Origin of the sequence: Escherichia sp. WS1152 (assembly GCF_046487665.1) — a bacterium.
Classification (GTDB): Bacteria; Pseudomonadota; Gammaproteobacteria; order Enterobacterales; family Enterobacteriaceae; genus Escherichia; species Escherichia coli.
The window spans coordinates 33,793-59,299 of sequence record NZ_JBJQJA010000016.1 but is presented as its reverse complement, the minus strand read 5'-3'; the positions used below and the strand labels follow the sequence as shown (position 1 = coordinate 59,299).

Genomic DNA, 25,507 nt, shown 5'->3' with positions numbered 1-25,507 from the left:
TGGCTACCTCGGCCAGAGAACGAAGTTGATTATTCGCAATATGGCGTACAAATACGTTGAGAAGATTCGCGTTATTGCAGAAAACCATCCCGTCCCTGACGAATATCACGCGGTGACCAGTTAAACTCTCGGCGAAAAAGCGTCGAAAAGTGGTTACTGTCGCTGAATCCGCAGCGATAGGCGATGTCAGTAACGCTGGCCTCGCTGTGGCGTAGCAGATGTCGGGCTTTCATCAGTCGCAGGCGGTTCAGGTAACGCTGAGGCGTCAGTCCCGTTTGCTGCTTAAGCTGCCGATGTAGCGTACGCAGCGAAAGAGAAAATTGATCCGCCACGGCATCCCAATTCACCTCATCGGCAAAATGGTCCTCCAGCCAGGCCAGAAGCAAGTTGAGACTTGATGCGCTGTTTTCCAGGTTCTCCTGCAAACTGCTTTTACGCAGCAAGAGCAATAATTGCATAAACAAGATCTCGCGACTGGCGGTCGAGGGTAAATCATTTTCCCCTTCCTGCTGTTCCATCTGTGCAACCAGCTGTCGCACCTGCTGCAATACGCTGTGGTTAACGCGCCAGTGAGACGGATACTGCCCATCCAGCTCTTGTGGCAGCAACTGATTCAGCCCGGCGAGAAACTGAAATCGATCCGGCGATCGATACAGCACATTGGTCAGACACAGATTATCGGTATGTTCATACAGATGCCGATCATGATCGCGTACGAAACAGACCGTGCCACCGGTGATGGTATAGGGCTGCCCATTAAACACATGAATACCCGTGCCATGTTCGACAATCACAATTTCATGAAAATCATGATGATGTTCAGGAAAATCCGCCTGCGGGAGCCGGGGTTCTATCGCCACGGACGCGTTACCAGACGGAAAAAAATCCACACTATGTAATACGGTCATACTGGCCTCCTGATGTCGTAAACACGGCGAAATAGTAATCACGAGGTCAGGTTCTTACCTTAAATTTTCGACGGGAAACCACGTAAAAAACGTCGATTTTTCAAGATACAGCATGAATTTTCAGGAAATGCGGTGAGCATCACACCACCACAATTCAGCAATTTGTGAACATCATCACGTTCATCTTTCCCTGGTTGCCAATGGCCCATTTTCCTGTCAGTAGCGAGAAGGTCGCGAATTCAGGCGCTTTTTAGACTGGTCGTAATGAAATTCAGCAGGATCACATTATGACCTTTCGCAATTGTGTCGCCGTCGATCTCGGCGCATCCAGTGGGCGCGTGATGCTGGCGCGTTACCAGCGTGAATGCCGCAGCCTGACGCTGCGCGAAATCCATCGTTTTAAAAATGGGCTGCATAGCCAGAACGGTTATGTCACCTGGAATGTGGATAGCCTGGAAAGTGCCATTCGCCTTGGATTAAACAAGGTGTGCGAGGAAGGGATTCGTATCGATAGCATTGGGATTGATACCTGGGGCGTGGACTTTGTGCTGCTCGACCAACAGGGTCAGCGTGTGGGCCTGCCCGTTGCTTATCGCGATAGCCGCTCCAATGGCCTAATGGCGCAGGCACAGCAACAACTCGGCAAACGCGATATTTATCAACGTAGCGGCATCCAGTTTCTGCCCTTCAATACGCTTTATCAACTGCGTGCGCTGACGGAGCAACAACCTGAACTTATTCCACACATTGCTCACGCTCTGCTGATGCCGGATTACTTCAGCTATCGCCTGACCGGCAAGATGAACTGGGAGTACACCAATGCCACCACCACACAACTGGTCAATATCAATAGCGACGACTGGGACGAGTCGCTACTGGCGTGGAGCGGGGCCAACAAAGCCTGGTTTGGTCGCCCGACGCATCCGGGTAATGTCATTGGGCACTGGATTTGCCCGCAGGGTAATGAGATTCCGGTGGTCGCCGTTGCCAGCCATGATACCGCCAGCGCGGTTATCGCCTCGCCGTTAAACGGTTCACGCGCCGCTTATCTCTCTTCTGGCACCTGGTCATTGATGGGCTTCGAAAGCCAGACGCCATTTACCAATGACACGGCGCTGGCAGCCAACATCACCAATGAAGGCGGGGCGGAAGGTCGCTATCGGGTGCTGAAAAATATTATGGGCTTATGGCTGCTTCAGCGAGTGCTTCAGGAACGGCAAATCAACGATCTTCCGGCGCTTATCGCCGCGACACAGGCACTTCCGGCCTGCCGCTTCATCATCAATCCCAATGACGATCGCTTTATTAATCCTGACGAGATGTGCAGCGAAATTCAGGCTGCGTGTCGGGAAATGGCGCAACCGATCCCGGAAAGTGATGCTGAACTGGCGCGCTGCATTTTCGACAGTCTGGCGCTGCTGTATGCCGATGTGTTGCATGAGCTGGCGCAGCTGCGTGGTGAAGATTTCTCGCAACTGCATATTGTCGGCGGCGGCTGCCAGAACACGCTGCTCAACCAGCTGTGTGCCGATGCCTGCGGTATTCGGGTGATCGCCGGGCCTGTTGAAGCCTCGACGCTCGGCAATATCGGCATCCAGTTAATGACGCTGGATGAACTCAACAATGTGGATGATTTCCGTCAGGTCGTCAGCACCACCGCGAATCTGACCACCTTTACCCCTAATCCTGACAGTGAAATTGCCCACTATGTGGCGCGGATTCACTCTACACGACAGACAAAGGAGCTTTGCGCATGACCACTCAACTGGAACAGGCCTGGGAGCTGGCGAAACAGCGTTTCGCGGCGGTGGGGATTGATGTCGAGGAGGCGCTGCGCCAACTTGATCGTTTACCCGTTTCAATGCACTGCTGGCAGGGCGATGATGTTTCCGGTTTTGAAAACCCGGAAGGTTCGCTGACCGGTGGGATTCAGGCTACTGGTAATTATCCGGGCAAAGCGCGTAATGCCAGTGAGCTACGAGCCGATCTGGAACAGGCTATGCGGCTGATTCCGGGGCCAAAACGGCTTAATTTACATGCCATCTATCTGGAATCAGACACGCCAGTCTCGCGCGACCAGATCAAACCTGAGCACTTCAAAAACTGGGTTGAATGGGCGAAAGCCAATCAGCTCGGTCTGGATTTTAACCCCTCCTGCTTTTCGCATCCGCTAAGCGCCGATGGCTTTACGCTCTCGCATCCCGACGACAGCATTCGCCAGTTCTGGATTGATCACTGCAAAGCCAGCCGTCGCGTTTCGGCCTATTTTGGCGAGCAACTCGGCACACCATCGGTGATGAACATCTGGATCCCGGATGGTATGAAAGATATCACCGTTGACCGTCTCGCACCGCGTCAGCGTCTGCTGGCAGCACTGGATGAGGTGATCAGCGAGAAGCTAAACCCTGCGCACCATATCGACGCCGTTGAGAGCAAATTGTTTGGCATTGGCGCGGAGAGCTACACGGTTGGCTCCAATGAGTTTTACCTGGGTTATGCCACCAGCCGCCAGACGGCGCTGTGCCTGGACGCCGGGCATTTCCACCCGACTGAAGTGATTTCCGACAAGATTTCCGCCGCCATGCTGTATGTGCCGCAGTTGCTGCTGCACGTCAGCCGTCCGGTTCGCTGGGACAGCGATCACGTAGTGCTGCTGGATGATGAAACCCAGGCGATTGCCAGTGAGATTGTTCGTCACGATCTGTTTGACCGGGTGCATATCGGCCTCGACTTCTTTGATGCCTCTATCAACCGTATTGCTGCGTGGGTCATTGGTACACGCAATATGAAAAAAGCCCTGCTGCGTGCGTTGCTGGAACCTACCGCTGAGCTGCGCAAGCTGGAAGCGGCGGGCGATTACACTGCGCGTCTGGCACTGCTGGAAGAGCAGAAATCGTTGCCGTGGCAGGCGGTCTGGGAAATGTATTGTCAGCGTCACGATACGCCAGCAGGTAGCGAATGGCTGGAGAGCGTGCGGGCATATGAGAAAGCGATTTTGAGCCAGCGTGGGTAAACACTGCCGGATGCGGCGCGAGCGCCTTATCCGGCCTACAGGTCGGCAACAGTTGTAGGCCTGATAAGACGCGACAGCGTCGCATCAGGCATTGATTGCCGGATACGGCACGAGTGCCTTATCCGGCCTACAGGTCGGCAATAGTTGTAGGCCTGATAAGACGCGACAGCGTCGCATCAGGCATTGATTGCCGGATGCGGCACGAGCGCCTTATCCGGCCTACAGGTCGGCAATAGTTGTAGGCCTGATAAGACGCGACAGCGTCGCATCAGGCATTGATTGCCGGATGCGGCACGAGCGCCTTATCCGGCCTACGGGTCGTGCATCCGACAACACCGAATTTACAGGAACACAGAACATGCAAAATATTACCCAGTCCTGGTTTGTCCAGGGAATGATCAAAGCCACCACCGACGCCTGGCTAAAAGGCTGGGACGAGCGCAACGGCGGCAACCTGACGCTGCGCCTGGATGACGCCGATATCGCGCTTTATCACGACAACTTCCACCCACAACCGCGCTATATTCCGCTCAGCCAGCCCATGCCTTTACTGGCAAATACGCCGTTTATTGTCACCGGCTCCGGCAAATTCTTCCGTAACGTCCAGCTTGATCCTGCAGCTAACTTAGGCGTCGTAAAAGTCGACAGCGACGGCGCGGGCTACCATATTCTCTGGGGGTTAACCAACGAAGCCGTTCCAACTTCTGAACTTCCGGCTCACTTTCTCTCCCACTGCGAGCGTATTAAAGCCACCAACGGTAAAGATCGGGTGATCATGCACTGCCATGCCACCAACCTGATCGCCCTCACCTATGTACTGGAAAACGACACCGCGGTCTTCACTCGCCAACTGTGGGAAGGCAGCACCGAGTGTCTGGTGGTATTCCCGGATGGCGTTGGCATTCTGCCGTGGATGGTGCCCGGCACGGACGAAATCGGCCAGGCAACTGCCCACGAGATGCAAAAACATTCGCTGGTGTTGTGGCCCTTCCACGGTGTGTTCGGTTCCGGACCGACGCTGGATGAAACATTCGGTTTAATCGACACCGCAGAAAAATCAGCGGAAGTGTTAGTGAAGGTGTATTCGATGGGCGGCATGAAACAGACCATCAGCCGTGAAGAGTTGATAGCGCTCGGCAAGCGCTTCGGCGTTACACCACTAGCCAGTGCGCTGGCGCTGTAAGGAGCAAACATGATCCGCAAAGCCTTTGTCATGCAGGTTAACCCCGACGCTCACGAAGAGTATCAGCGTCGGCATAACCCCATCTGGCCGGAACTGGAAGCAGTGTTGAAATCTCACGGTGCGCATAACTACGCCATTTACCTCGACAAAGCGCGTAATCTGCTGTTTGCCACGGTAGAGATTGAATCTGAAGAGCGCTGGAATGCGGTTGCCAGTACTGATGTTTGCCAACGTTGGTGGAAATATATGACCGACGTCATGCCCGCGAACCCGGATAACAGCCCGGTGAGTAGCGAACTGCAAGAAGTGTTTTACCTGCCGTAATTGCCTAATGTGCCGGAGACGCCTCCGGCACAATATTTTTAATTTCGATTTGAAAAATAAACATATTACACCTTCAGTTAATATATCCCGGTAACTTATATTTCCCCGATGCATTGTGAGTAAATCACAAAAATAATGAATAACTCATTAATGATTCATGTGGTTTATTTAAATAACCATTATGTGCATTACTCCGCAAATCTGACCTTTCACTCTGTCTCAAATTGTCATTGTTTACCGACATATCGCCTCTCATCACTTAATCGCTCCACCATTACAATTGATTAAAATATATTTCATGGAGTCCGATTAATGGCAGCTCTTACTGCAAGCTGTATTGACCTGAATATTCAGGGCAATGGCGCTTATTCCATTCTGAAGCAGTTGGCGACAATGGCGTTACAAAACGGTTTTATCACCGACTCACACCAATTCCTGCAAACCCTGCTGCTGCGCGAAAAAATGCACTCTACTGGATTTGGTTCCGGCATCGCCGTGCCGCACGGTAAAAGCGCCTGCGTTAAACAACCGTTCGTGTTATTCGCCCGCAAAGCGCAGGCTATTGACTGGAAAGCCAGCGATGGCGAAGACGTCAATTGCTGGATCTGCCTCGGCGTGCCGCAAAGCGGCGAAGAGGATCAGGTCAAAATCATCGGTACACTGTGTCGCAAAATTATCCACCAGGATTTTATTCACCAACTGCGACGAGGCGACGCCGACCAGGTGTTTGCCTTGTTAAATCAAACCCTCAGCTCATAAGGAAGTGGCGATGGAGTCATCCTTACGTATTGTCGCGATCACCAACTGCCCCGCCGGGATCGCTCACACCTACATGGTGGCGGAAGCCCTGGAACAGAAAGCCCGTTCTCTCGGCCATACCATAAAAGTGGAAACTCAAGGGTCCAGTGGCGTTGAAAACCGCTTATCCAGCGAAGAGATTGCCGCTGCCGATTACGTCATTCTCGCTACCGGGCGTGGCCTGAGCGGCGATGACCGGGCGCGGTTTGCCGGGAAGAAGGTTTATGAGATTGCCATCTCCCAGGCGTTGAAAAATATCGACCAGATTTTCAGTGAATTACCAACAAACTCGCAGCTTTTTGCCGCAGATAGCGGCGTGAAGCTCGGCAAACAGGAAGTACAAAGCGGCAGCGTAATGAGCCACCTGATGGCGGGCGTCTCTGCGGCGCTGCCGTTTGTTATCGGTGGCGGTATCCTGGTGGCGCTTGCCAACATGCTGGTGCAGTTCGGCCTGCCGTATACCGATATGTCGAAAGGCGCGCCGTCGTTTACCTGGGTGGTTGAATCCATCGGTTATCTCGGCTTCACCTTTATGATCCCCATCATGGGCGCTTATATTGCCTCGTCGATTGCCGATAAACCCGCTTTCGCTCCGGCGTTTCTGGTTTGCTATCTGGCGAATGACAAAGCCCTGCTCGGCACCCAGTCAGGTGCGGGATTCCTCGGCGCGGTGGTGCTGGGGCTGGCGATTGGCTATTTCGTCTTCTGGTTCCGTAAAGTGCGCCTTGGCAAAGCATTACAACCGCTGCTCGGTTCAATGCTGATCCCGTTCGTTACTCTGCTGGTTTTCGGCGTGCTCACTTACTACGTTATCGGACCGGTAATGTCCGACCTCATGGGCGGGTTGCTGCACTTCCTGAACACCATTCCTCCATCAATGAAATTTGCGGCAGCGTTTCTGGTCGGTGCGATGCTGGCGTTCGATATGGGCGGCCCCATCAATAAAACCGCCTGGTTCTTCTGCTTCTCACTGCTGGAAAAACACATTTATGACTGGTACGCCATCGTCGGCGTTGTCGCGCTGATGCCGCCCGTCGCGGCGGGTCTTGCGACGTTCATTGCGCCCAAACTGTTTACCCGACAGGAAAAAGAGGCTGCCAGTAGTGCCATTGTGGTCGGTGCCACAGTCGCAACCGAACCTGCTATTCCTTACGCTCTGGCAGCTCCGTTACCGATGATTACCGCCAATACGCTGGCGGGCGGTATTACCGGCGTGCTGGTGATCGCTTTCGGAATCAAACGTCTGGCACCTGGTTTGGGTATCTTTGACCCGCTGATCGGCCTGATGTCGCCGGTAGGTTCGTTTTATCTGGTGCTGGCGATTGGCCTCGCGCTAAACATTTCATTCATTATCGTCCTGAAAGGATTGTGGTTACGCCGCAAAGCGAAAGCCGCGCAACAGGAGCTTGTCCATGAACATTGAGTTACTGCAACAGTTGTGCGAAGCCAGCGCCGTCAGCGGCGATGAACAGGAAGTTCGCGACATCCTGATAAACACGCTGGAACCTTGCGTTAATGAAATCACCTTTGATGGTCTGGGCAGCTTTGTTGCCCGTAAGGGGAATAAAGGTCCAAAAGTTGCCGTTGTCGGGCATATGGATGAAGTCGGCTTTATGGTCACCCACATCGACGAGAGCGGTTTTCTGCGTTTTACCACCATTGGCGGCTGGTGGAATCAGTCGATGCTCAACCACCGGGTAACCATACGCACACACAAGGGAGTGAAAATCCCTGGTGTGATTGGTTCCGTCGCGCCTCATGCGTTAACGGAAAAGCAAAAGCAACAACCGCTGTCATTTGATGAGATGTTCATTGATATTGGCGCGAACAGTCGCGATGAGGTGGAAAAACGCGGTGTGGCGATGGGCGATTTTATTAGCCCGGAAGCCAATTTTGCCTGCTGGGGCGAAGATAAAGTGGTCGGCAAGGCGCTGGATAACCGCATCGGCTGCGCAATGATGGCTGAACTATTGCAGACGGTGAATAATCCCGAAATTACGCTGTATGGCGTCGGCAGCGTGGAAGAAGAAGTTGGGCTACGCGGGGCACAAACCTCGGCGGAACACATTAAACCGGATGTGGTGATTGTGCTGGATACCGCTGTCGCAGGTGATGTTCCGGGCATTGATAACATTAAATACCCGCTGAAACTGGGCCAGGGGCCGGGGCTGATGCTGTTTGACAAGCGCTACTTCCCCAACCAGAAACTGGTGGCGGCGTTAAAAAGCTGTGCCGCACATAACGATTTACCGCTGCAATTTTCCACCATGAAAACCGGTGCGACGGATGGCGGGCGCTACAACGTGATGGGCGGCGGGCGTCCGGTTGTTGCGCTGTGCCTGCCAACCCGCTATCTGCACGCTAACAGCGGCATGATTTCAAAAGCCGATTACGATGCTCTGCTCACGTTGATACGGGATTTTCTGACCACCTTAACCGCGGAGAAAGTCAACGCGTTTAGCCAGTTCCGTCAGGTGGATTAATGCTAAACGAACGCCAGTTAAAGATTGTCGATCTGCTGGAGCAACAGCCGCGCACGCCTGGTGAGCTGGCGCAACAGACTGGCGTTTCAGGCAGGACCATCCTGCGTGATATTGACTATCTCAACTTTACCCTTAACGGCAAAGCCCGCATTTCCGCCAGTGGTAGTGCGGGCTATCAGCTGGAAATCTTCGAGCGCCGCAGCTTTTTTCAGTTGCTGCAAAAGCACGATAACGACGATCGGCTGCTGGCACTGTTATTACTGAATACCTTTACTCCCCGTGCGCAACTCGCCTCGGCGCTTAATTTGCCAGAAACGTGGGTCGCAGAGCGTCTGCCCCGGTTAAAACAGCGTTATGAACGCGCTTGTTGCCTGGCCAGCCGCCCCGGTTTGGGCCATTTCATTGATGAGACAGAAGAGAAGCGCGTTATCTTGCTGGCGAACTTGCTGCGCAAAGATCCGTTTTTAATTCCGCTGGCGGGCGTAACACGAGACAACCTTCAGCATTTATCCACGGCCTGCGACAACCAACACCGCTGGCCGCTCATGCAGGGTGATTATCTCTCCAGCCTGATTCTGGCGATTTACGCCCTGCGTAATCAACTGACCGATGAGTGGCCGCAATATCCCGGTGACGAGATAAAACAAATCGTTGAACATAGCGGTCTGTTTCTTGGTGATAACGCTGTAAGAACCCTGACAGGTTTGATAGAGAAACAGCATCAGCAAGCGCAGATAATTTCTGCCGATAATGTGCAGCGGTTGCTGCAAAGGGTGCCGGGCATCGCGTCATTGAATATTATTGATACGCAGCTGGTTGAGAACATTACCGGGCATTTATTACGTTGCCTTGCCGCACCGGTGTGGATTGCTGAGCACCGCCAAAGCAGCATGAATAACCTGAAAGCCGCCTGGCCTGCGGCCTTTGATATGAGTCTGCACTTTATTACGCTACTGCGTGAACAGCTCGATATTCCCCTTTTCGACAGCGATCTGATCGGTTTGTATTTTGCCTGTGCGCTGGAGCGGCATCAAAACGAACGCCAGCCGATCATTTTGCTCTCGGACCAGAACGCAATTGCCACTATTAATCAGCTCGCCATTGAGCGCGATGTTTTAAATTGTCGGGTAATTATTGCCCGTAGCTTAAGCGAACTTGTTGCCATTCGCGAAGAGATTGAGCCGTTATTGATCATTAACAATAGCCATTATTTACTGGAAGACGCGGTAAATAATTACATCACCGTAAAAAATATCATTACGGCTGCCGGTATCGAACAAATAAAACATTTTCTGGCGACGGCATTTATTCGCCAGCAACCGGAGCGTTTTTTCTCTGCCCCCGGAAGTTTTCATTATTCGAATGTACGCGGTGAAAGCTGGCAACATATTACCCGGCAAATTTGTGCGCAATTAGTGGCACAACACCATATTACCGCCGATGAAGCACAACGCATCATCGCCCGCGAAGGCGAAGGTGAAAACCTGATTGTTAATCGCCTCGCCATCCCACATTGCTGGAGCGAACAGGAGCGACGTTTTCGTGGATTTTTTATTACCCTCGCCCAATCAGTTGAGGTGAATAAAGAAGTCATTAACCATGTTTTGATCGCCTGCGCCGCCGCCGATGCGCGTCATGAGCTAAAAATATTCAGCTATCTGGCAAGCGTATTGTGTCAGCATCCGGCGGAGACTATTGTCGGACTAACGGGGTATGAAGGGTTTATGGCGTTACTTCGCCAGGGGTGAATGATGTCGGATGCACCGCTAACACGGCTTAACGACGTTTAGGTCGGATAAGGCGTTTACGCCGCATCCGACCTTGTATTTCTCAGCAAAAACAAAAACGTTTAACGCAGGCTATTATAGTCATCAACCATTTCGTTGTACTCGCGTAACGCTCGTGGAAATGAGTCTTCGACCATCCAGCTTGTGTTTGCATCCTGAAGATGCTCTTTATCCCAGTCAGAGTACGGGACTTTATCTCTGACGCGGCGAACATATTTTTTAGTCTCGAGTTGATACTGGTCTGCCGAATTAATGAACGAGAAATTCATACCGCCTTTATCCGCTTCTTTGGCCTGCGCTACCAGCGTTTCCAGTTCAGAGACTTTCTTCATTGCCGCATCAACATCAAACTTCTCTTGCGATATCAGGTTATTAATTTGTTTCGCTGAAATCATGACTGCCAGAGAGTAGTAGTGGAATGTTTTCCCTTCTCTTTCTTCAATATTTTTCAGTTCCGCAAGCTGGCGCTTATCATTAATTTCCTGAATCGCCGCATGATAAGATTCTGCTACAGGTTCAAAGGCTTCCAGATTTTTTAAGAATGTCTGGTGCAGCGTTTTCCCTTTCGCAAACGCATCGTCTTTATAATTTTCCTGGGTGTAATATTTATCCATTTCGTTAATGGTATTACCCAACGCCACGGCAGCATCGATATAACTCACCGCCACGCCATCAATTGGTTGCAGCGCAGGCGTTAACGCCACAGCACTTTTTACGCCTTTTTCACACTCAGCGAGGCTGGATTCACTAATGCCGTAGATGCCATAAACAGTACGCTCTTCACCGGTAGGCCCCTGTTTAAAATCTTTCAGCCAGTCAGCATAACGCGCCAGACTGCTCTGTACCGGGATCTGTAACTTGTTGTAGCACTTGATATAGACATCCATTTTTTCGTCGAAAACCGCTTGTTCATCGACCACCGGTTGCGCAGGTGTTTCAGGTTTAGCATCTGCTTTTGCAACGGGAGCTTCAGTAGGTTTCGCTTCAGGAGCTGGTGCGGCAGGTTGACTATTGGCAGGCGGGGGCGTTTCTGTTTCGGCTTTTTTATCATCACAACCCGTCAGACCGAGGGCCATGATGGCGACTATAATAGCGGAAGATAATAAATTCCTTTTCATTTAATTGCCTTATAAATATATAGATAAGAGAGTGAACATAATAAATGAAAAAAGAAAACGCCACTACACGCATTTTGTTTATAAATAAAATAATAAAATTCACGAAATGAATAAGTCCTGCAATTTAATATATATCGCAGGACTTATTTTAATTAATTGCTCAAACGCTGCGGATGGGTATAAACCGTTGCCCGACCCGGTTTACAAAAACCTACCAGTGTCAAATTACAGCGCTCAGCCACTTCTACAGCAAGCGTGGTCGCGGCAGACACCGCAAACAAAATCTCTACGCCGCACATCGCCGACTTTTGCACCATTTCATAACTGGCACGACTGGAAACCAGTACCGCACCTTGCTGCCAGCTTTCCCCTTCTTGTGACCGGCGGCCTAACAGTTTGTCCAGCGCCACATGGCGACCCACGTCTTCATGCCCGCCGACCAGTTCGCCAGATGGCAACATCCAGGCAGCGGCGTGAGTACAACCAGTCAGTTGCCCCACTGGCTGAAAATCGTTGAGATGACGTAATGCATCATCCAGTTTGTTGAGATCAAACGTCTGGGTGAACGGTAGCGGCTGCACCGGTTTTCCGATGTCATTAAGTTGCTCCACGCCGCATACGCCACAGCCCGTACGTCCCGCCAGCGCCCGGCGGCGCTCCTTCAACCCCATAAAGCGGCGGCTGGAAAGCTCAATTTGTACTTCAAGACCATTACAGGAAGGAACGACATCCATGCCGAAGATATCGCGCGGACTTTCTATTATCCCCTCGGAAAGCGAAAAACCGAGCGCAAAGTACTCAAGGTCTTTGGGCGACGCCATCATCACCACATGCGAAATGCCGTTGTAGACCAGCGCAACGGGAACTTCTTCCGCGACCTCATCCAACCGTGGGTGTTGTAAATCGTCACGCCGCCATAACTCAATTTGACGAACACCTGTGATATTCATCACATTTTTGATTTCTTTTTGCTGTGTTTTTTTCACTTTCTCTTAACCAGATAAGAACACACACACCAACATTATGGTATTCTGTTACAAACCCTTCCTGGATGGAGGGAAATTGAGCCAATTCTGGACCTTTGCGGCCCCTTCCGCAAAGAAAAATAACTCCCACTCCCTGCACACTCAGCAAGCGAATGTAAATGGGACGTGACAATGTCGAAACAAGGAGCAATCCATGCAGGTCAGCAGAAGGCAGTTCTTTAAGATCTGCGCTGGCGGTATGGCAGGCACCACGGCAGCGGCACTGGGTTTTGCACCCAGCGTAGCACTCGCGGAAACCCGGCAGTATAAACTGCTGCGCACCCGCGAAACCCGTAATACCTGCACCTATTGTTCCGTAGGCTGTGGGCTGTTGATGTACAGCCTCGGTGACGGAGCAAAAAACGCCAAAGCATCTATCTTCCATATCGAAGGCGATCCGGATCACCCGGTCAACCGCGGTGCACTTTGTCCGAAAGGCGCTGGCCTGGTGGATTTCATCCACTCCGAAAGCCGTCTGAAGTTCCCGGAATACCGTGCCCCTGGTTCTGATAAATGGCAGCAAATCAGTTGGGAAGAGGCGTTTGATCGCATCGCCAAACTGATGAAAGAAGACCGCGATGCTAACTACATTGCGCAAAACGCCGAAGGCGTGACCGTTAACCGCTGGCTCTCCACCGGGATGCTGTGTGCTTCCGCGTCGAGTAACGAAACCGGCTATTTAACGCAAAAATTCTCCCGCGCGCTGGGTATGCTCGCGGTCGACAACCAGGCGCGTGTCTGACACGGACCAACGGTAGCAAGTCTTGCTCCAACATTTGGTCGCGGTGCGATGACCAACCACTGGGTCGACATCAAGAACGCCAACCTCGTCGTGGTGATGGGCGGTAACGCCGCTGAAGCTCACCCGGTCGGATTCCGCTGGGCGATGGAAGCCAAAATTCACAACGGCGCGAAGCTGATTGTGATCGATCCTCGCTTTACGCGTACGGCGGCAGTGGCTGACTACTATGCCCCTATTCGTTCCGGTACTGACATTGCTTTCCTGTCAGGCGTATTGCTGTACCTGCTGAACAATGAAAAATTCAACCGCGAATACACCGAAGCCTATACCAACGCCAGCCTGATCGTGCGTGAGGATTACGGCTTTGAAGATGGCCTGTTCACCGGCTACGACGCAGAAAAACGCAAGTACGATAAATCCTCCTGGACTTACGAACTGGACGAAAACGGCTTCGCCAAACGCGATACCACGCTGCAACATCCGCGCTGCGTGTGGAACTTGCTGAAACAGCACGTTTCCCGCTACACGCCAGATGTGGTTGAAAACATCTGTGGTACGCCAAAAGACGCGTTCCTGAAAGTCTGCGAATACATCGCAGAAACCAGTGCTCACGATAAAACTGCCTCGTTCCTGTATGCCCTCGGCTGGACGCAACACTCCGTTGGTGCGCAAAACATTCGTACGATGGCGATGATCCAGCTGCTGCTCGGCAACATGGGGATGGCAGGCGGCGGCGTTAACGCCCTGCGCGGTCACTCCAATATTCAGGGGCTGACGGACCTGGGCCTTCTGTCGCAGAGCCTGCCAGGTTACATGACGCTGCCAAGCGAGAAGCAGACCGATCTGCAAACCTACCTTACCGCCAACACGCCAAAACCGCTGCTGGAAGGCCAGGTAAACTACTGGGGCAACTACCCGAAATTCTTCGTCTCCATGATGAAGGCTTTCTTTGGTGATAAAGCAACGGCGGAAAATAGCTGGGGCTTTGACTGGTTGCCGAAGTGGGATAAAGGCTACGACGTCCTGCAATACTTCGAGATGATGAAAGAGGGCAAGGTCAATGGCTATATCTGCCAGGGCTTTAACCCTGTTGCCTCATTCCCGAACAAAAACAAAGTGATCGGTTGTCTGTCGAAACTGAAGTTCCTCGTCACCATCGACCCGCTGAACACTGAAACCTCTAACTTCTGGCAGAACCACGGTGAGCTGAACGAAGTTGACTCGTCGAAGATCCAGACCGAAGTGTTCCGTCTGCCATCGACCTGCTTCGCGGAAGAGAACGGTTCTATCGTAAACTCAGGTCGCTGGTTGCAGTGGCACTGGAAAGGTGCGGACGCCCCAGGGATTGCGCTGACTGATGGCGAGATCCTCTCCGGTATCTTCCTGCGCTTGCGCAAGATGTATGCCGAACAGGGTGGCGCGAACCCGGACCAGGTGCTGAACATGACCTGGAACTACGCCATTCCGCATGAGCCGAAGTCGGAAGAAGTAGCGATGGAGAGCAACGGTAAGGCGCTGGCCGATATTACCGATCCGGCAACCGGTGCGGTTATCGTCAAGAAAGGCCAACAACTTAGCTCGTTTGCCCAACTTCGCGATGACGGTACAACTTCCTGTGGTTGCTGGATTTTCGCCGGTAGCTGGACGCCGGAAGGCAACCAGATGGCACGCCGTGATAACGCCGATCCGTCTGGCCTCGGTAACACGCTGGGCTGGGCATGGGCATGGCCGCTTAACCGCCGCATTCTGTATAACCGCGCCTCCGCAGATCCGCAGGGTAACCCGTGGGATCCGAAGCGTCAGTTGCTGAAATGGGACGGCACTAAGTGGACCGGCTGGGATATTCCGGACTACAGCGCAGCGCCTCCGGGTAGCGGCGTCGGGCCGTTTATCATGCAGCAGGAAGGCATGGGGCGTCTGTTTGCCCTCGATAAGATGGCGGAAGGTCCGTTCCCGGAACACTACGAGCCGTTTGAAACGCCGCTGGGAACTAACCCGCTGCATCCAAACGTTATCTCGAACCCGGCTGCACGTATCTTTAAAGACGACGCCGAAGCATTGGGTAAAGCCGATAAGTTCCCGTATGTCGGAACCACCTATCGTCTGACCGAGCACTTCCACTACTGGACCAAACACGCGCTGTTGAACGCGATTTTGCAACCAGAGCAGTTTGTGGAAATCGGGGAGTCGCTGGCGAATAAACTTGGCATTGCCCAGGGCGATACCGTGAAAGTCTCCTCCAACCGTGGCTATATCAAAGCCAAAGCGGTGGTGACCAAACGTATTCGTACGCTGAAAGCGAACGGCAAAGATATCGATACCATCGGTATTCCGATTCACTGGGGTTATGAAGGCGTAGCTAAAAAAGGCTTTATTGCCAATACGTTAACGCCATTCGTTGGTGATGCGAACACGCAGACGCCGGAGTTTAAGTCCTTCCTTGTGAATGTGGAAAAGGTGTAACGGAGACGACATATGGCTTATCAATCTCAAGATATCATTCGTCGTTCCGCGACTAACGGTCTGACCCCCGCGCCTCAGGCGCGGGACTTCCAGGAAGAAGTGGCGAAACTCATCGACGTCACCACCTGTATCGGCTGTAAAGCCTGTCAGGTGGCGTGTTCAGAGTGGAACGACATTCGCGATACCGTCGGCAATAACATTGGGGTGTACGACAACCCCAATGATTTAAGCGCCAAATCGTGGACGGTAATGCGCTTCTCGGAAGTGGAGCAGAACGACAAACTGGAATGGCTGATCCGCAAAGACGGCTGTATGCACTGTTCCGATCCAGGCTGCCTGAAAGCGTGCCCGGCGGAAGGTGCAATTATTCAGTATGCCAACGGTATCGTCGACTTCCAGTCCGAGCAGTGCATTGGCTGCGGTTATTGCATTGCGGGCTGTCCGTTCGACATTCCGCGCCTCAACCCGGAAGACAACCGCGTCTACAAATGTACGCTGTGCGTTGACCGCGTGGTGGTTGGGCAAGAACCAGCCTGCGTGAAGACCTGCCCAACGGGCGCGATTCACTTCGGTACGAAAGAGTCGATGAAAACGCTGGCGAGCGAGCGCGTTGCTGAGCTGAAAACCCGCGGTTACGACAATGCGGGTCTGTACGATCCGGCAGGCGTCGGTGGTACACACGTCATGTACGTGCTGCACCATGCTGACAAGCCAAATCTGTATCATGGCTTGCCGGAGAACCCGGAAATCAGCGAAACCGTGAAATTCTGGAAAGGCATCTGGAAACCGCTCGCGGCTGTTGGCTTTGCGGCTACCTTTGCGGCCAGTATCTTCCACTACGTGGGTGTCGGTCCGAACCGTGCGGATGAGGAAGAGAATAATCTGCACGAAGAGAAAGACGAGGAGCGCAAATGAAACGACGTGACACCATCGTGCGCTACACCGCGCCGGAACGTATCAACCACTGGATCACCGCCTTCTGCTTCATCCTGGCGGCGGTGAGCGGGCTGGGCTTTTTGTTCCCGTCCTTCAACTGGTTGATGCAAATCATGGGCACACCGCAGCTGGCGCGAATTCTGCACCCGTTTGTCGGCGTGGTTATGTTTGCCTCGTTCATCATCATGTTTTTCCGTTACTGGCATCACAACCTAATCAATCGGGATGATATCTTTTGGGCGAAGAATATTCGTAAGATCGTCGTCAACGAGGAAGTAGGTGACACCGGGCGTTATAACTTCGGTCAGAAATGCGTTTTCTGGGCGGCGATTATTTTCCTGGTTCTGCTGCTGGTGAGCGGCGTGATTATCTGGCGTCCTTATTTTGCGCCTGCTTTCTCAATCCCGGTGATCCGATTCGCGTTAATGCTGCATTCATTTGCCGCAGTGGCGTTAATTGTGGTTATCATGGTGCATATCTACGCCGCCCTTTGGGTGAAAGGCACGATTACCGCCATGGTGGAAGGATGGGTTACCAGCGCCTGGGCGAAGAAACATCACCCGCGCTGGTACCGTGAGGTCCGCAAGACAACGGAAAAGAAAGCTGAATGAGTATTCGCATAATCCCGCAAGATGAGCTGGGTTCGAGCGAGAAACGTACGGCGGATATGATTCCGCCGTTATTGTTCCCTCGGCTCAAGAATTTATACAACCGCCGCGCCGAGCGTCTGCGCGAGCTGGCAGAAAATAATCCGCTGGGTGATTACCTGCGCTTTGCTGCGCTTATCGCCCACGCCCAGGAAGTGGTGCTGTACGACCATCCGCTGGAGATGGATCTGACCGCGCGCATTAAAGAAGCCAGCGCACAGGGCAAGCCCCCGCTGGATATTCACGTTCTGCCGCGTGATAAGCACTGGCAAAAGCTGCTGATGGCGCTGATTGCTGAGCTGAAACCTGAAATGAGCGGCCCGGCGCTGGCAGTGATTGAGAATCTGGAGAAGGCATCAACTCAGGAGCTGGAAGATATGGCCAGCGCACTGTTTGCCTCTGATTTCTCATCCGTCAGCAGCGATAAAGCGCCGTTTATCTGGGCTGCACTGTCGCTCTACTGGGCGCAGATGGCCAATCTGATCCCCGGCAAAGCCCGCGCTGAATACGGCGAGCAACGTCAATATTGCCCGGTTTGTGGTTCTATGCCGGTGTCCAGCATGGTGCAAATTGGCACCACTCAGGGTCTGCGTTACCTGCACTGCAACCTGTGTGAAACCGAATGGCACGTAGTGCGCGTAAAATGCAGCAACTGCGAGCAGAGCGGCAAACTGCATTACTGGTCGCTGGATGACGAACAGGCCGCGATTAAAGCCGAAAGCTGCGATGACTGTGGCACTTACCTGAAGATTCTTTATCAGGAAAAAGAACCGAAAGTTGAAGCCGTGGCAGATGACCTCGCTTCTCTGGTACTGGACGCGCGAATGGAGCAAGAAGGCTATGCCCGCAGTTCCATCAACCCGTTCCTGTTTCCGGGTGAAGGGGAGTAATCTCTGACGTTTTCCGGGTGGCGCTGGTCGCCCGGATTACAGCTCATAGGGTGTGACGACACCATCTCTCGTATTCCGCGTTACCCATTCAAGATCATGCCGCAATTGTCTGTTTGCCTCGTTCTTCCCTCCAACACATCGATAAGGTTATGGGTATGTCACTGATGACAAGCGTATGATTGCCTGATGCGCTGCGCTTATCAGCCCTACCAATAAACTTCAATATATTGAATTTGCATGACTTTGTAGGCCGGATAAGGCGTTCACGCCGCATCCGGCATGAACAACGCGCACGTTGTCAGCAATCTGATTGACATCATTTTTTCCCATTACCATTCCTCGCGCAGCTTACGCTGATATTCGACACCATCTTCCTCACACCCTTGCCAGATGCCAGGAACACTGGTTCTTGCTGTTTGCGATTGATTTATCAGGTATTGATCTACCGCTTCCCTTAATAGGTCCGCACGAGGAAGATTACGCTGCACCTCGAGATCATCAAGTTGCTTAATCACCTCATTCGATAAATCGAGTAAAATTCTGCCCATATCTATACCTACCAGAGAGTTCATAAATATCTCGCCAATATCATTTTTGAATCTATGGAGAGAAAAGTACCCTTGTCGAATCTTTAAAGAAAGCTCATTTACGAATCATTTTTTATTTTTGCGAGGCGTTTTCCAGATATGATGTAACAGTTGCAGTTATTATAAGTTCAAGTAAAACAACCTTGTATTAATACCAGAATAAGGGCATCTGGTTTTTTATATTCAAGAATAAAAAAATTTTTGTCATTCCTTATGATCCTTACACTGATCATAAACACCTACTGTCTCACCCCTTTGCCTGCCTCTCTTTGCTTTACGCACCGGAAATTGCTGCCGCTCCAGATATTGCTCAACCGCTTCGCGTAAAATTGCAGATCGTGAAACCTTACGCCAGCCCCGAAGCTTGTTCAGCCGTTTAATTGCCTCTTCTGATAAATGAAGAAAAACCGTATTCATCGCCATTACCACCACCTTACATATATTACTCATTAATGTATGTGCGAAAATTACGCCGGAAAATCATTTAAAAAAAGCGGATTTTTGCATGTTGTTTTGTTTTTGCGAGGTGTTTTCCAGAAATAATAAGAGTGTTGCAGTTGTTTCATTTATTACTCAAAAATGGTTTAGTTATCGCCCAGGATGAGTTATGGATGCTATGAATATATTATATTCAGAGATATTTATTTGCATAATCTGAATGGTGTAGCCGAAAAACGTCAGCATCCTAACAGCACCAGGATTTAAGGTGAAATTAATCATCCATCACAGACCGGTCAGTACTGCCACCAACCGGTCTTTACTTGTTCATCGTTATAATTTTGTTGGTAACAGTTCGGGAAACAAGGAATTCCTTCCGGAACCCCCCGGTATCATCCGATAGCATTGACGTCAATCATCAGCGCGACGATGAGTTTTTTTAATCGCATCATAGGGTGGCGACGTTCAGCACGATTACGGGTCATAGCAAAACTCCTGGGCAGGCGACCACTATGCCGCTTTCACAGGAGTTCTGAATGCTAGTGCTTTCTGTATGGCATAACCATGCCTCTAACGGTTAAGTGCTTGCAGCACATGTTGCGGATCATTGGCAATCGCTCGCAGCAAAGCCTTTGCAGGCCCGGTCGGTGAACGTCGCCCCTGCTCCCAGTTACGCAACGTGTCTACGCTTACAGAAATAAGATCGGCAAATTTAGATTGTGACAACCCTGAAGCGCGGCGTATTTCTTTGATTTTCATAGCATCAACTTCAAAAGTCCGCGAAGGCTGTCGCGTTCCTTCAATAATTTCATTCATCTGGGCCATGCTGTGAGTCAACCGCTCAAAAAGTGCCTTATCCATTTACCACCTCGTATTTAACAACCGGAGCATTGCTTTTTCCTGGGGAGACAGATCATCTTTAATACCCTTACGATAAATAAGCAGTAATCTGATCTCATAATGTTTAACCTGATGAAAGTAAATAACCCTGACACCAGCACGTTTCCCCTTTCCTCCTGAAACCCATCGAACCTTTCTTAACCCACCAGTTTCAGGTATTACCTCACCATAGTCAGGATTCAAGGCCAGGAAAAACTGAAAACGACTGAATTCATCGTCGGTCAGCAGTTTTTGAACATCTTCAGTAAAAATTTCCGTTTCGATGAAGAGCATAATTATACGCCATTGGCTTAGAGTAACAATCCTTTTTGTACGTCATTGACGTACCCTTGAAACCACTAGCTTACTGATAGTGCTCCAGCAAAACCACGTCTCTGCCGGGTTTGTCTTTAGATTTGCGAGGCGCTTTCCAGATTTTTCACGCCCGTGAATTTCCCTGTATCCATCCAGCAAAAACGGGTGTATAAGACTGTGCATTCATACAGCAAAATAAGTTCTACTATGGCACTGGAAAAAGGAATTGCAGAGTTAGTCGAAAAGTTTATCGCTGCGGGTCGCCCCTCATCGCGTCAACAAAGTATTGCGCAGCGCAGGGAGGGCTATATCGCCAGCGCTGTCCTTGCGGGTGAGACAGAAACGCGGGTAGATATTCAGACTATCGAACTTGAAGGGATGACCTTACGAATAGTGTCGCCGCTGAATGCCCCGACATTACTCCCGACGATAATTTATTACTACGGTGGCTGTTTTGTTAGCGGCGGGTTCGCAACTCACGACAACCAGCTGCGCCAGTTAGCCTATTACGGGCAATGTCGGGTTATTGCCGTCCAGTATCGGCTGGCACCGGAACATACTTTCCCCGCCGCCCATGATGATGCGCAACGAGGTGCAGAAATAGTCTGGCAACACGCCGAACGACTCGGCGTTGATAAACAACGTATAACTCTTGCCGGTGACAGTGCGGGCGGACATCTGGCGCTGGTAACTGCTTTGCGATTAAAGCGTGCTGGCGAGTGGCAACCGGCACAACTCATCTTAATTTATCCTATGCTTGATGCGACTGCGCATTTCGAAAGCTACATACGCAATGGTCACGATTACATCATCACACGCGACACTTTACTGAGCGGCTTTGAGATGTATCTGCCAGGCATTGAACGCAGGCATCCTGAAGCCAGCCCTCTTTGGCGCGATGATTTCAATGGCTTGCCACCTGTACATATCATTACCGCTGAATACGACCCACTTTGCGATGAAGGTGAAGCGTTGTATCACCGCATGACAGGGCAAGGAGTGCAATGCACCTGCCAACGCTACCTTGGCGTTATCCACGGATTTTTTCAGTTAGGTGGTATCAGCGAGGCCGCGCGATCGGCACTACGGGATGTTGCCTGGAGAGCGGGAAGGTAACTTCGGACCTGGGCCCTGAAAAGGTTTTCAGATTGAAAACCTTTTCAGTCAAGTAAAACGCCCCTACTCTTCTTCGTTCCCGCCCTCTTCATACGGGCCAAATGGCTTCGCGGGCAGAACGATATACGTGCCTTCAAACACTGCACCCGGCGTCTCGTCGCCAAAGATTTCAACTTGCATCTGCACCCGTGCTTTTCGTCCGCGCGCCAGACGGTCGAGATCGCCGCTTAAGGCACCAAGGTCGGCTACCGCATGAGGTTTACCGCTAATCGGCTTGCTGTAGCGGATATGCGCATCCGCCAGAATAATCGTTCCGCCGAGATGGCGTTCGCGCAGCATCAGCCAGATAAGCCCCCAACCGGTGAGCGTCGCCAGCGAGAATAAACTCCCGGCAAACAGCGTATGGTGCGGATTCTGATTGCCGGTTTCCGGCATGGTGGTGATAAATTTTTGCCCGGTATATTGTTGAATACGCACGCCCATTTTTTCACTAAGCGGGATATGTTCGTACCACGCCTGTTGCAGCTGCGCGCACCAGTCGCCGCGATGCAAAATATCATCCAGAGTGGCGACGGGCTTAATCATCAAAAAATGGCGAATCGGCGTGGTGGTTGGCGTGGTGATTTCTCCCTGATTAACAAACCCCAGCTTGGCGAAAAACTCCACCGCGTCTTCACGGGCGCTACAGGTCACGCGCTTAACGCCTTCCTGACGCGCCACCGACTCCAGGGTCATCGCCATCAGCGTTCCTAACCCTTTGTCCTGCACGTCCGGGTGAACGGCCATAAAGCGAATGGACGCTTCATTGTCGGCATTAATATACAGTCGGCCTACCGCCACCAGATTACCCTGCTCGTCGACGACCATCTGGTGATGCGCCATCGCATCCCACGCGTCGCGTTCCGAACCTTTTGGTTGATGCAGGGGCTTACGCAACATTTCCCAGCGAAACTGATAGTAACGCTCTAATTCTTCTTCTGTTTGTGGAACCCGAAGGTGATACATAGCGATACTCTCTCTTGTTTCCCGTGACAACCCTGGAAGCTGGCTCATACCTGCAACCAGAATGTCACGGGGCCATCATTGACCAGCGATACCTGCATATCGGCAGCGAAGCGTCCTGTTTGCGTGTTCATCTCTTGCTGGCGGCAGCGTTCGACGAAATAGTCATATAACGCCTCTGCGCGATCCGGTGATGCACCTTTGGAGAAACTTGGGCGCATCCCCCGTTCGGTATCTGCGGCGAGGGTAAACTGGGAAACCACCAGCACACTGCCGCCCGCCTGTTGCACGTTGAGGTTCATCTTGCCTTCGGCATCGCTAAAGATGCGGTAGCCGAGCACACGCTCGCACAGACGGTTTGCTTTCTGTTCGTCGTCATCCTTTTCGACACCCAATAACACCAAAAGTCCCGCGCCAATTTCGCCCGTCACTTCTCCCTCCACGGTGACGCTGGCACGGGTTACGCGTTGAATTAATGCAATCATGGTTCGTCGTCTTCTTCTTGTTCAGCTGCTTGTTTTAGTTTGCGGTATTCCCCGAGAGTGACAGTAATTTCCGCGCCAAGCAAGACGATACACCATGTCCAGTAGACCCAAACAAAGAGAATGGGGATCACCGCCAACACGCCGTAAATGAGCTGATATGACGGAAACATGGTGATATAAAGCGCGAAACCTTTCTTTCCTGCTTCGAACAGGAGCGCGGCGACAAACGCGCCGACAATCGCGTCGCGGTTAGGTACGCGGATGGTAGGAACAATGCTGTACAGCAACCAGAAGGAGATCCACGACAACAGCAGCGGAAAAATACGCAGCACGTTATCGATGACAGTATTGAGATCGCTCGCCCAGCGCAGGGAGAGCAAATAGGAACTGATCGCCAGACTGGCCCCTGCCAGCAGCGGCCCCAGCGTTAAAATCATCCAGTACACGGCGAACGAGTAAATTTTTGGTCGCGCTCGTTTACTGCGCCAGATGGTATTCAACGCGCTATCGATGGAGTACATCAGCAATAACGCGGTGACGATCAGCCCGCACGCCCCAACGGCGGTCATCTTGTTGGAATTGGCAACAAATTGTTCGATATACCGCTGAATAACATCGCCAGTAGCAGGCAGAAAGTTGGCAAAAATAAAGTGACGTAACTGAATGCTGACGTCGGAAAACATGGGAAAAGCGGCGAAAAGCGCAAAAACAACGGCAACCAGCGGCACTAATGAGAGCAACGACACATAGGCAAGGTTACCTGCCAGGGTTGTCATGTTGTCCTCATCAATGCGTTGCCAGAGTAGTTTTAGCCAGGCCCATAGTGGACGGGTACGGTGCCTGGCTTTGTCCTGAATGGTTTTTAGCATAACACCTTCGCGAAATAGTCCGGGATGGTGGTTTTATCTTTCACCAGAATACTGGTAATGCCCAGCTGATTGGCTCCTTCTATATTATCGGCGTTATCGTCGAAAAAGACCGTATCGCTGGGTGAAAAACCTTCCGCCTGCAAAACATGCTGGTAAATTCGTGCTTCAGGTTTGCGCATCCCCAGATCTTGCGACAGATAGATATGGTCAGCAGCATCACGAATTTCCGGGTATTCTTCCGGCCAGAAGGTGGTATGCAGGCGGTTGGTATTGGAAAGCACCACCACGCGATGCCCCTGCTCACGCAGTTTATGCATGATGGCGATCACTTCCGGGCGCAGCGCAACAAACACCGCCTGCCAGCCGTGAGAGAACTGCTCGTAGCTTAGCGGTAGAGCCATCTCATGACACAGCGCCTCTGCGAACGCTTCGTCGCTAATTTCCCCACGCTCATGCTGATGAAACGCCTCCCCCATATGAAAACTCTTCTTAAGCGATGCCAGCGGAATACGCGTTAAATCGCTCCAGGCTCCCAGCACACGGTTAAAGTCGATATCGACAATCACATTACCTAAATCAAAGATATAGAGCATTTTTGCCTCCTTTCGCGCCACAAGAAATTAACTGTAGCGGGAAAGGATGGGTTTGGCTATGTGGCAAGGTATGAAGCCAGGTTAACGGTCACAAAAATCTACGCGTCTTCCTGGGGAAGAATGATTTCAATTTGGCTGTCTTGTAAGCGTGATTTTAGCGCAGCGGGCGGCAGCTCGTCGGTAAAGAGCGCAGTGACCTGTGCCACGTTACCAATTTCAACCGCCGCCGAAGCATGATACTTAGTGTGATCGGCGACCAGCAGAATATTTCTCGCGTGCGCCATCATCGTTTTCACCACGTTAGCTTCGTTTACATCAAACTCCATCAACGCGCCATCGCTCTCAATCGCCCCAACGCTTGTTACCAGATAATCAGCACGAAAATCAGCCACAAAGGACGCCGCTGAAGGGCCAATGATCCCGCTATTATGAGAGCGCAACGTACCGCCGGGCACCATCACTTCAAAGCGCGGGTTGTGGTAAAGAATATGCGCCACACGCAGGCTGTTGGTGATTATCCGCAAATGATTATGGTTAAGTAACGCCCGGGCAACATGCTCAACAGTCGTACCAATGGTGATAAATATTGTTGAACCATCAGGAATATAGTCTGCCACCGCTTCGGCAATCGCTTTTTTTTCCTCGGTTTGCGAAACCTCACGCTGCTCGAACGCCGTATTAACGACGCTGGAAGCCCGACCCGCGCCACCGTGATGGCGCGTAATCAGGCCTTGCTCGCTTAATTTACGAATATCCCGGCGGACCGTCTGCGTGGAGACATCCAGCAGATTTGCCAGCTCATCAATATTCATATACCCACGCTCGGCGATCAGCATGAGGAGTTGGTCGTGCCGCGGGTTACCGGTTAGTTCGGTAAGGCTCATGAAAATTCCTCGAAAAACCATC

General features: G+C 51.8%; 25 protein-coding genes. 13 read left to right on the top strand and 12 right to left on the bottom strand.

The features are described 5' to 3' along the window. Positions 1-71: 71 nt before the first annotated feature. Positions 72-908: an HTH-type transcriptional activator RhaS gene (gene rhaS / locus ACJHW7_RS20000; RefSeq protein WP_000217142.1), complete on the bottom strand. Its 837-nt coding sequence runs from the start codon at positions 906-908 to the stop codon at positions 72-74. A gap of 287 nt (positions 909-1,195) precedes the next feature. Between rhaS and rhaB the strand changes: the two genes are divergently transcribed. From rhaB to ACJHW7_RS19960, 8 genes are all read left to right on the top strand, one after another. Further along, on the top strand, positions 1,196-2,665 hold the full coding sequence (rhaB, locus tag ACJHW7_RS19995; RefSeq protein WP_021557384.1) for a rhamnulokinase: 1,470 nt from the start codon (positions 1,196-1,198) through the stop codon (positions 2,663-2,665). Further along, the gene (gene rhaA / locus ACJHW7_RS19990; protein WP_000211504.1) at positions 2,662-3,921 is read left to right on the top strand and encodes an L-rhamnose isomerase; all 1,260 of its coding nucleotides are present in this window, start codon (positions 2,662-2,664) and stop codon (positions 3,919-3,921) included. Before rhaB ends, rhaA begins: the two co-directional genes overlap by 4 nt. 358 nt (positions 3,922-4,279) lie before the next feature. Continuing rightward, positions 4,280-5,104: a rhamnulose-1-phosphate aldolase gene (rhaD, locus tag ACJHW7_RS19985; protein ID WP_001626390.1), complete on the top strand. Its 825-nt coding sequence runs from the start codon at positions 4,280-4,282 to the stop codon at positions 5,102-5,104. A 9-nt stretch (positions 5,105-5,113) separates the two neighbouring features. After that, on the top strand, positions 5,114-5,428 hold the full coding sequence (gene rhaM, locus ACJHW7_RS19980; protein WP_000619503.1) for an L-rhamnose mutarotase: 315 nt from the start codon (positions 5,114-5,116) through the stop codon (positions 5,426-5,428). Positions 5,429-5,740: 312 nt separating this feature from the next. Continuing rightward, positions 5,741-6,187 carry a PTS fructose transporter subunit IIA gene (locus tag ACJHW7_RS19975; RefSeq protein WP_000729591.1) on the top strand — a complete coding sequence of 149 codons (447 nt, stop codon included), beginning with the start codon at positions 5,741-5,743 and terminating at the stop codon, positions 6,185-6,187. 10 nt (positions 6,188-6,197) lie between these two features. Continuing rightward, complete coding sequence (locus tag ACJHW7_RS19970; RefSeq protein ID WP_000446023.1) at positions 6,198-7,649, top strand: PTS fructose-like transporter subunit IIBC; 1,452 nt, start codon at positions 6,198-6,200, stop codon at positions 7,647-7,649. After that, positions 7,639-8,709: an aminopeptidase gene (locus tag ACJHW7_RS19965; protein WP_001019474.1), complete on the top strand. Its 1,071-nt coding sequence runs from the start codon at positions 7,639-7,641 to the stop codon at positions 8,707-8,709. The genes ACJHW7_RS19970 and ACJHW7_RS19965 overlap by 11 nt, the downstream gene beginning before the upstream one ends. Next, a complete protein-coding gene (locus tag ACJHW7_RS19960) occupies positions 8,709-10,457 on the top strand; it encodes a putative frv operon regulatory protein (protein ID WP_040235121.1) in 1,749 nt (582 codons plus the stop codon). The genes ACJHW7_RS19965 and ACJHW7_RS19960 overlap by 1 nt, the downstream gene beginning before the upstream one ends. Before the next feature lie 101 nt (positions 10,458-10,558). On the opposite strand, the gene ACJHW7_RS19955 is transcribed toward ACJHW7_RS19960, so the two are convergent. Further along, positions 10,559-11,614 (bottom strand): YiiG family protein, encoded by a 1,056-nt coding sequence (locus ACJHW7_RS19955; RefSeq protein WP_021557380.1) that lies wholly within the window; start codon positions 11,612-11,614, stop codon positions 10,559-10,561. 152 nt (positions 11,615-11,766) lie between these two features. Further along, positions 11,767-12,600 (bottom strand): formate dehydrogenase accessory sulfurtransferase FdhD, encoded by an 834-nt coding sequence (fdhD, locus tag ACJHW7_RS19950; protein ID WP_021557379.1) that lies wholly within the window; start codon positions 12,598-12,600, stop codon positions 11,767-11,769. Positions 12,601-12,793: 193 nt separating this feature from the next. On the opposite strand from fdhD, the gene fdnG reads away from it, so the two are divergent. Genes fdnG through fdhE form a run of 4 tightly spaced genes read left to right on the top strand, consistent with a single transcriptional unit; the run spans position 12,794 to position 18,317 of the window. Beyond that, a complete protein-coding gene (gene fdnG, locus ACJHW7_RS19945) occupies positions 12,794-15,844 on the top strand; it encodes a formate dehydrogenase-N subunit alpha (RefSeq protein WP_011310337.1) in 3,051 nt (1,016 codons plus the stop codon). A 12-nt stretch (positions 15,845-15,856) separates the two neighbouring features. After that, positions 15,857-16,759: a formate dehydrogenase O subunit beta gene (fdoH, locus tag ACJHW7_RS19940; RefSeq protein WP_000331377.1), complete on the top strand. Its 903-nt coding sequence runs from the start codon at positions 15,857-15,859 to the stop codon at positions 16,757-16,759. Then, positions 16,756-17,391 carry a formate dehydrogenase cytochrome b556 subunit gene (fdoI, locus tag ACJHW7_RS19935; protein ID WP_000829013.1) on the top strand — a complete coding sequence of 212 codons (636 nt, stop codon included), beginning with the start codon at positions 16,756-16,758 and terminating at the stop codon, positions 17,389-17,391. Before fdoH ends, fdoI begins: the two co-directional genes overlap by 4 nt. Further along, positions 17,388-18,317, top strand: a complete 930-nt coding sequence (gene fdhE / locus ACJHW7_RS19930; protein WP_000027708.1) for a formate dehydrogenase accessory protein FdhE — start codon at positions 17,388-17,390, stop codon at positions 18,315-18,317. The genes fdoI and fdhE overlap by 4 nt, the downstream gene beginning before the upstream one ends. Before the next feature lie 329 nt (positions 18,318-18,646). On the opposite strand, the gene yiiF is transcribed toward fdhE, so the two are convergent. The 4 genes from yiiF to ACJHW7_RS19910 form a co-directional block, all read right to left on the bottom strand. Beyond that, the gene (yiiF, locus tag ACJHW7_RS19925; RefSeq protein WP_001087409.1) at positions 18,647-18,889 is read right to left on the bottom strand and encodes a protein YiiF; all 243 of its coding nucleotides are present in this window, start codon (positions 18,887-18,889) and stop codon (positions 18,647-18,649) included. A 219-nt stretch (positions 18,890-19,108) separates the two neighbouring features. Then, complete coding sequence (locus ACJHW7_RS19920; protein ID WP_001315930.1) at positions 19,109-19,327, bottom strand: CopG family transcriptional regulator; 219 nt, start codon at positions 19,325-19,327, stop codon at positions 19,109-19,111. A 585-nt stretch (positions 19,328-19,912) separates the two neighbouring features. Then, complete coding sequence (gene nadS / locus ACJHW7_RS19915; RefSeq protein ID WP_000356397.1) at positions 19,913-20,203, bottom strand: NadS family protein; 291 nt, start codon at positions 20,201-20,203, stop codon at positions 19,913-19,915. After that, on the bottom strand, positions 20,204-20,515 hold the full coding sequence (locus tag ACJHW7_RS19910) for a hypothetical protein (protein WP_000897305.1): 312 nt from the start codon (positions 20,513-20,515) through the stop codon (positions 20,204-20,206). A gap of 228 nt (positions 20,516-20,743) precedes the next feature. On the opposite strand from ACJHW7_RS19910, the gene ACJHW7_RS19905 reads away from it, so the two are divergent. Further along, positions 20,744-21,652 (top strand): alpha/beta hydrolase, encoded by a 909-nt coding sequence (locus tag ACJHW7_RS19905; protein WP_001162704.1) that lies wholly within the window; start codon positions 20,744-20,746, stop codon positions 21,650-21,652. A 63-nt stretch (positions 21,653-21,715) separates the two neighbouring features. On the opposite strand, the gene fabY is transcribed toward ACJHW7_RS19905, so the two are convergent. The 5 genes from fabY to ACJHW7_RS19880 all read right to left on the bottom strand — a co-directional run bounded on the left by fabY (position 21,716) and on the right by ACJHW7_RS19880 (position 25,485). Further along, positions 21,716-22,657: a fatty acid biosynthesis protein FabY gene (gene fabY, locus ACJHW7_RS19900; RefSeq protein ID WP_001297068.1), complete on the bottom strand. Its 942-nt coding sequence runs from the start codon at positions 22,655-22,657 to the stop codon at positions 21,716-21,718. A gap of 44 nt (positions 22,658-22,701) precedes the next feature. Next, a complete protein-coding gene (gene dtd / locus ACJHW7_RS19895; RefSeq protein WP_000560983.1) occupies positions 22,702-23,139 on the bottom strand; it encodes a D-aminoacyl-tRNA deacylase in 438 nt (145 codons plus the stop codon). Further along, a complete protein-coding gene (locus ACJHW7_RS19890; RefSeq protein ID WP_000920762.1) occupies positions 23,136-24,008 on the bottom strand; it encodes a virulence factor BrkB family protein in 873 nt (290 codons plus the stop codon). Before ACJHW7_RS19890 ends, dtd begins: the two co-directional genes overlap by 4 nt. After that, the gene (yihX, locus tag ACJHW7_RS19885) at positions 24,002-24,601 is read right to left on the bottom strand and encodes a glucose-1-phosphatase (RefSeq protein ID WP_001295269.1); all 600 of its coding nucleotides are present in this window, start codon (positions 24,599-24,601) and stop codon (positions 24,002-24,004) included. The genes ACJHW7_RS19890 and yihX overlap by 7 nt, the downstream gene beginning before the upstream one ends. Before the next feature lie 98 nt (positions 24,602-24,699). After that, complete coding sequence (locus ACJHW7_RS19880; protein WP_000059678.1) at positions 24,700-25,485, bottom strand: DeoR/GlpR family DNA-binding transcription regulator; 786 nt, start codon at positions 25,483-25,485, stop codon at positions 24,700-24,702. Positions 25,486-25,507 lie beyond the last annotated feature (22 nt).

Coding starts and splice junctions, on each gene's coding strand:
- rhaS (WP_000217142.1), bottom strand. CDS start 908: ATGACCGTATTACATAGTGTGGATTTTTTTCCGTCTGGTAACGCGTCC.
- rhaB (WP_021557384.1), top strand. CDS start 1,196: ATGACCTTTCGCAATTGTGTCGCCGTCGATCTCGGCGCATCCAGTGGG.
- rhaA (WP_000211504.1), top strand. CDS start 2,662: ATGACCACTCAACTGGAACAGGCCTGGGAGCTGGCGAAACAGCGTTTC.
- rhaD (WP_001626390.1), top strand. CDS start 4,280: ATGCAAAATATTACCCAGTCCTGGTTTGTCCAGGGAATGATCAAAGCC.
- rhaM (WP_000619503.1), top strand. CDS start 5,114: ATGATCCGCAAAGCCTTTGTCATGCAGGTTAACCCCGACGCTCACGAA.
- ACJHW7_RS19975 (WP_000729591.1), top strand. CDS start 5,741: ATGGCAGCTCTTACTGCAAGCTGTATTGACCTGAATATTCAGGGCAAT.
- ACJHW7_RS19970 (WP_000446023.1), top strand. CDS start 6,198: ATGGAGTCATCCTTACGTATTGTCGCGATCACCAACTGCCCCGCCGGG.
- ACJHW7_RS19965 (WP_001019474.1), top strand. CDS start 7,639: ATGAACATTGAGTTACTGCAACAGTTGTGCGAAGCCAGCGCCGTCAGC.
- ACJHW7_RS19960 (WP_040235121.1), top strand. CDS start 8,709: ATGCTAAACGAACGCCAGTTAAAGATTGTCGATCTGCTGGAGCAACAG.
- ACJHW7_RS19955 (WP_021557380.1), bottom strand. CDS start 11,614: ATGAAAAGGAATTTATTATCTTCCGCTATTATAGTCGCCATCATGGCC.
- fdoH (WP_000331377.1), top strand. CDS start 15,857: ATGGCTTATCAATCTCAAGATATCATTCGTCGTTCCGCGACTAACGGT.
- fdoI (WP_000829013.1), top strand. CDS start 16,756: ATGAAACGACGTGACACCATCGTGCGCTACACCGCGCCGGAACGTATC.
- fdhE (WP_000027708.1), top strand. CDS start 17,388: ATGAGTATTCGCATAATCCCGCAAGATGAGCTGGGTTCGAGCGAGAAA.
- yiiF (WP_001087409.1), bottom strand. CDS start 18,889: ATGAACTCTCTGGTAGGTATAGATATGGGCAGAATTTTACTCGATTTA.
- ACJHW7_RS19920 (WP_001315930.1), bottom strand. CDS start 19,327: ATGGCGATGAATACGGTTTTTCTTCATTTATCAGAAGAGGCAATTAAA.
- nadS (WP_000356397.1), bottom strand. CDS start 20,203: ATGGATAAGGCACTTTTTGAGCGGTTGACTCACAGCATGGCCCAGATG.
- ACJHW7_RS19910 (WP_000897305.1), bottom strand. CDS start 20,515: ATGCTCTTCATCGAAACGGAAATTTTTACTGAAGATGTTCAAAAACTG.
- ACJHW7_RS19905 (WP_001162704.1), top strand. CDS start 20,744: ATGGCACTGGAAAAAGGAATTGCAGAGTTAGTCGAAAAGTTTATCGCT.
- fabY (WP_001297068.1), bottom strand. CDS start 22,657: ATGTATCACCTTCGGGTTCCACAAACAGAAGAAGAATTAGAGCGTTAC.
- dtd (WP_000560983.1), bottom strand. CDS start 23,139: ATGATTGCATTAATTCAACGCGTAACCCGTGCCAGCGTCACCGTGGAG.
- ACJHW7_RS19890 (WP_000920762.1), bottom strand. CDS start 24,008: ATGCTAAAAACCATTCAGGACAAAGCCAGGCACCGTACCCGTCCACTA.
- yihX (WP_001295269.1), bottom strand. CDS start 24,601: ATGCTCTATATCTTTGATTTAGGTAATGTGATTGTCGATATCGACTTT.
- ACJHW7_RS19880 (WP_000059678.1), bottom strand. CDS start 25,485: ATGAGCCTTACCGAACTAACCGGTAACCCGCGGCACGACCAACTCCTC.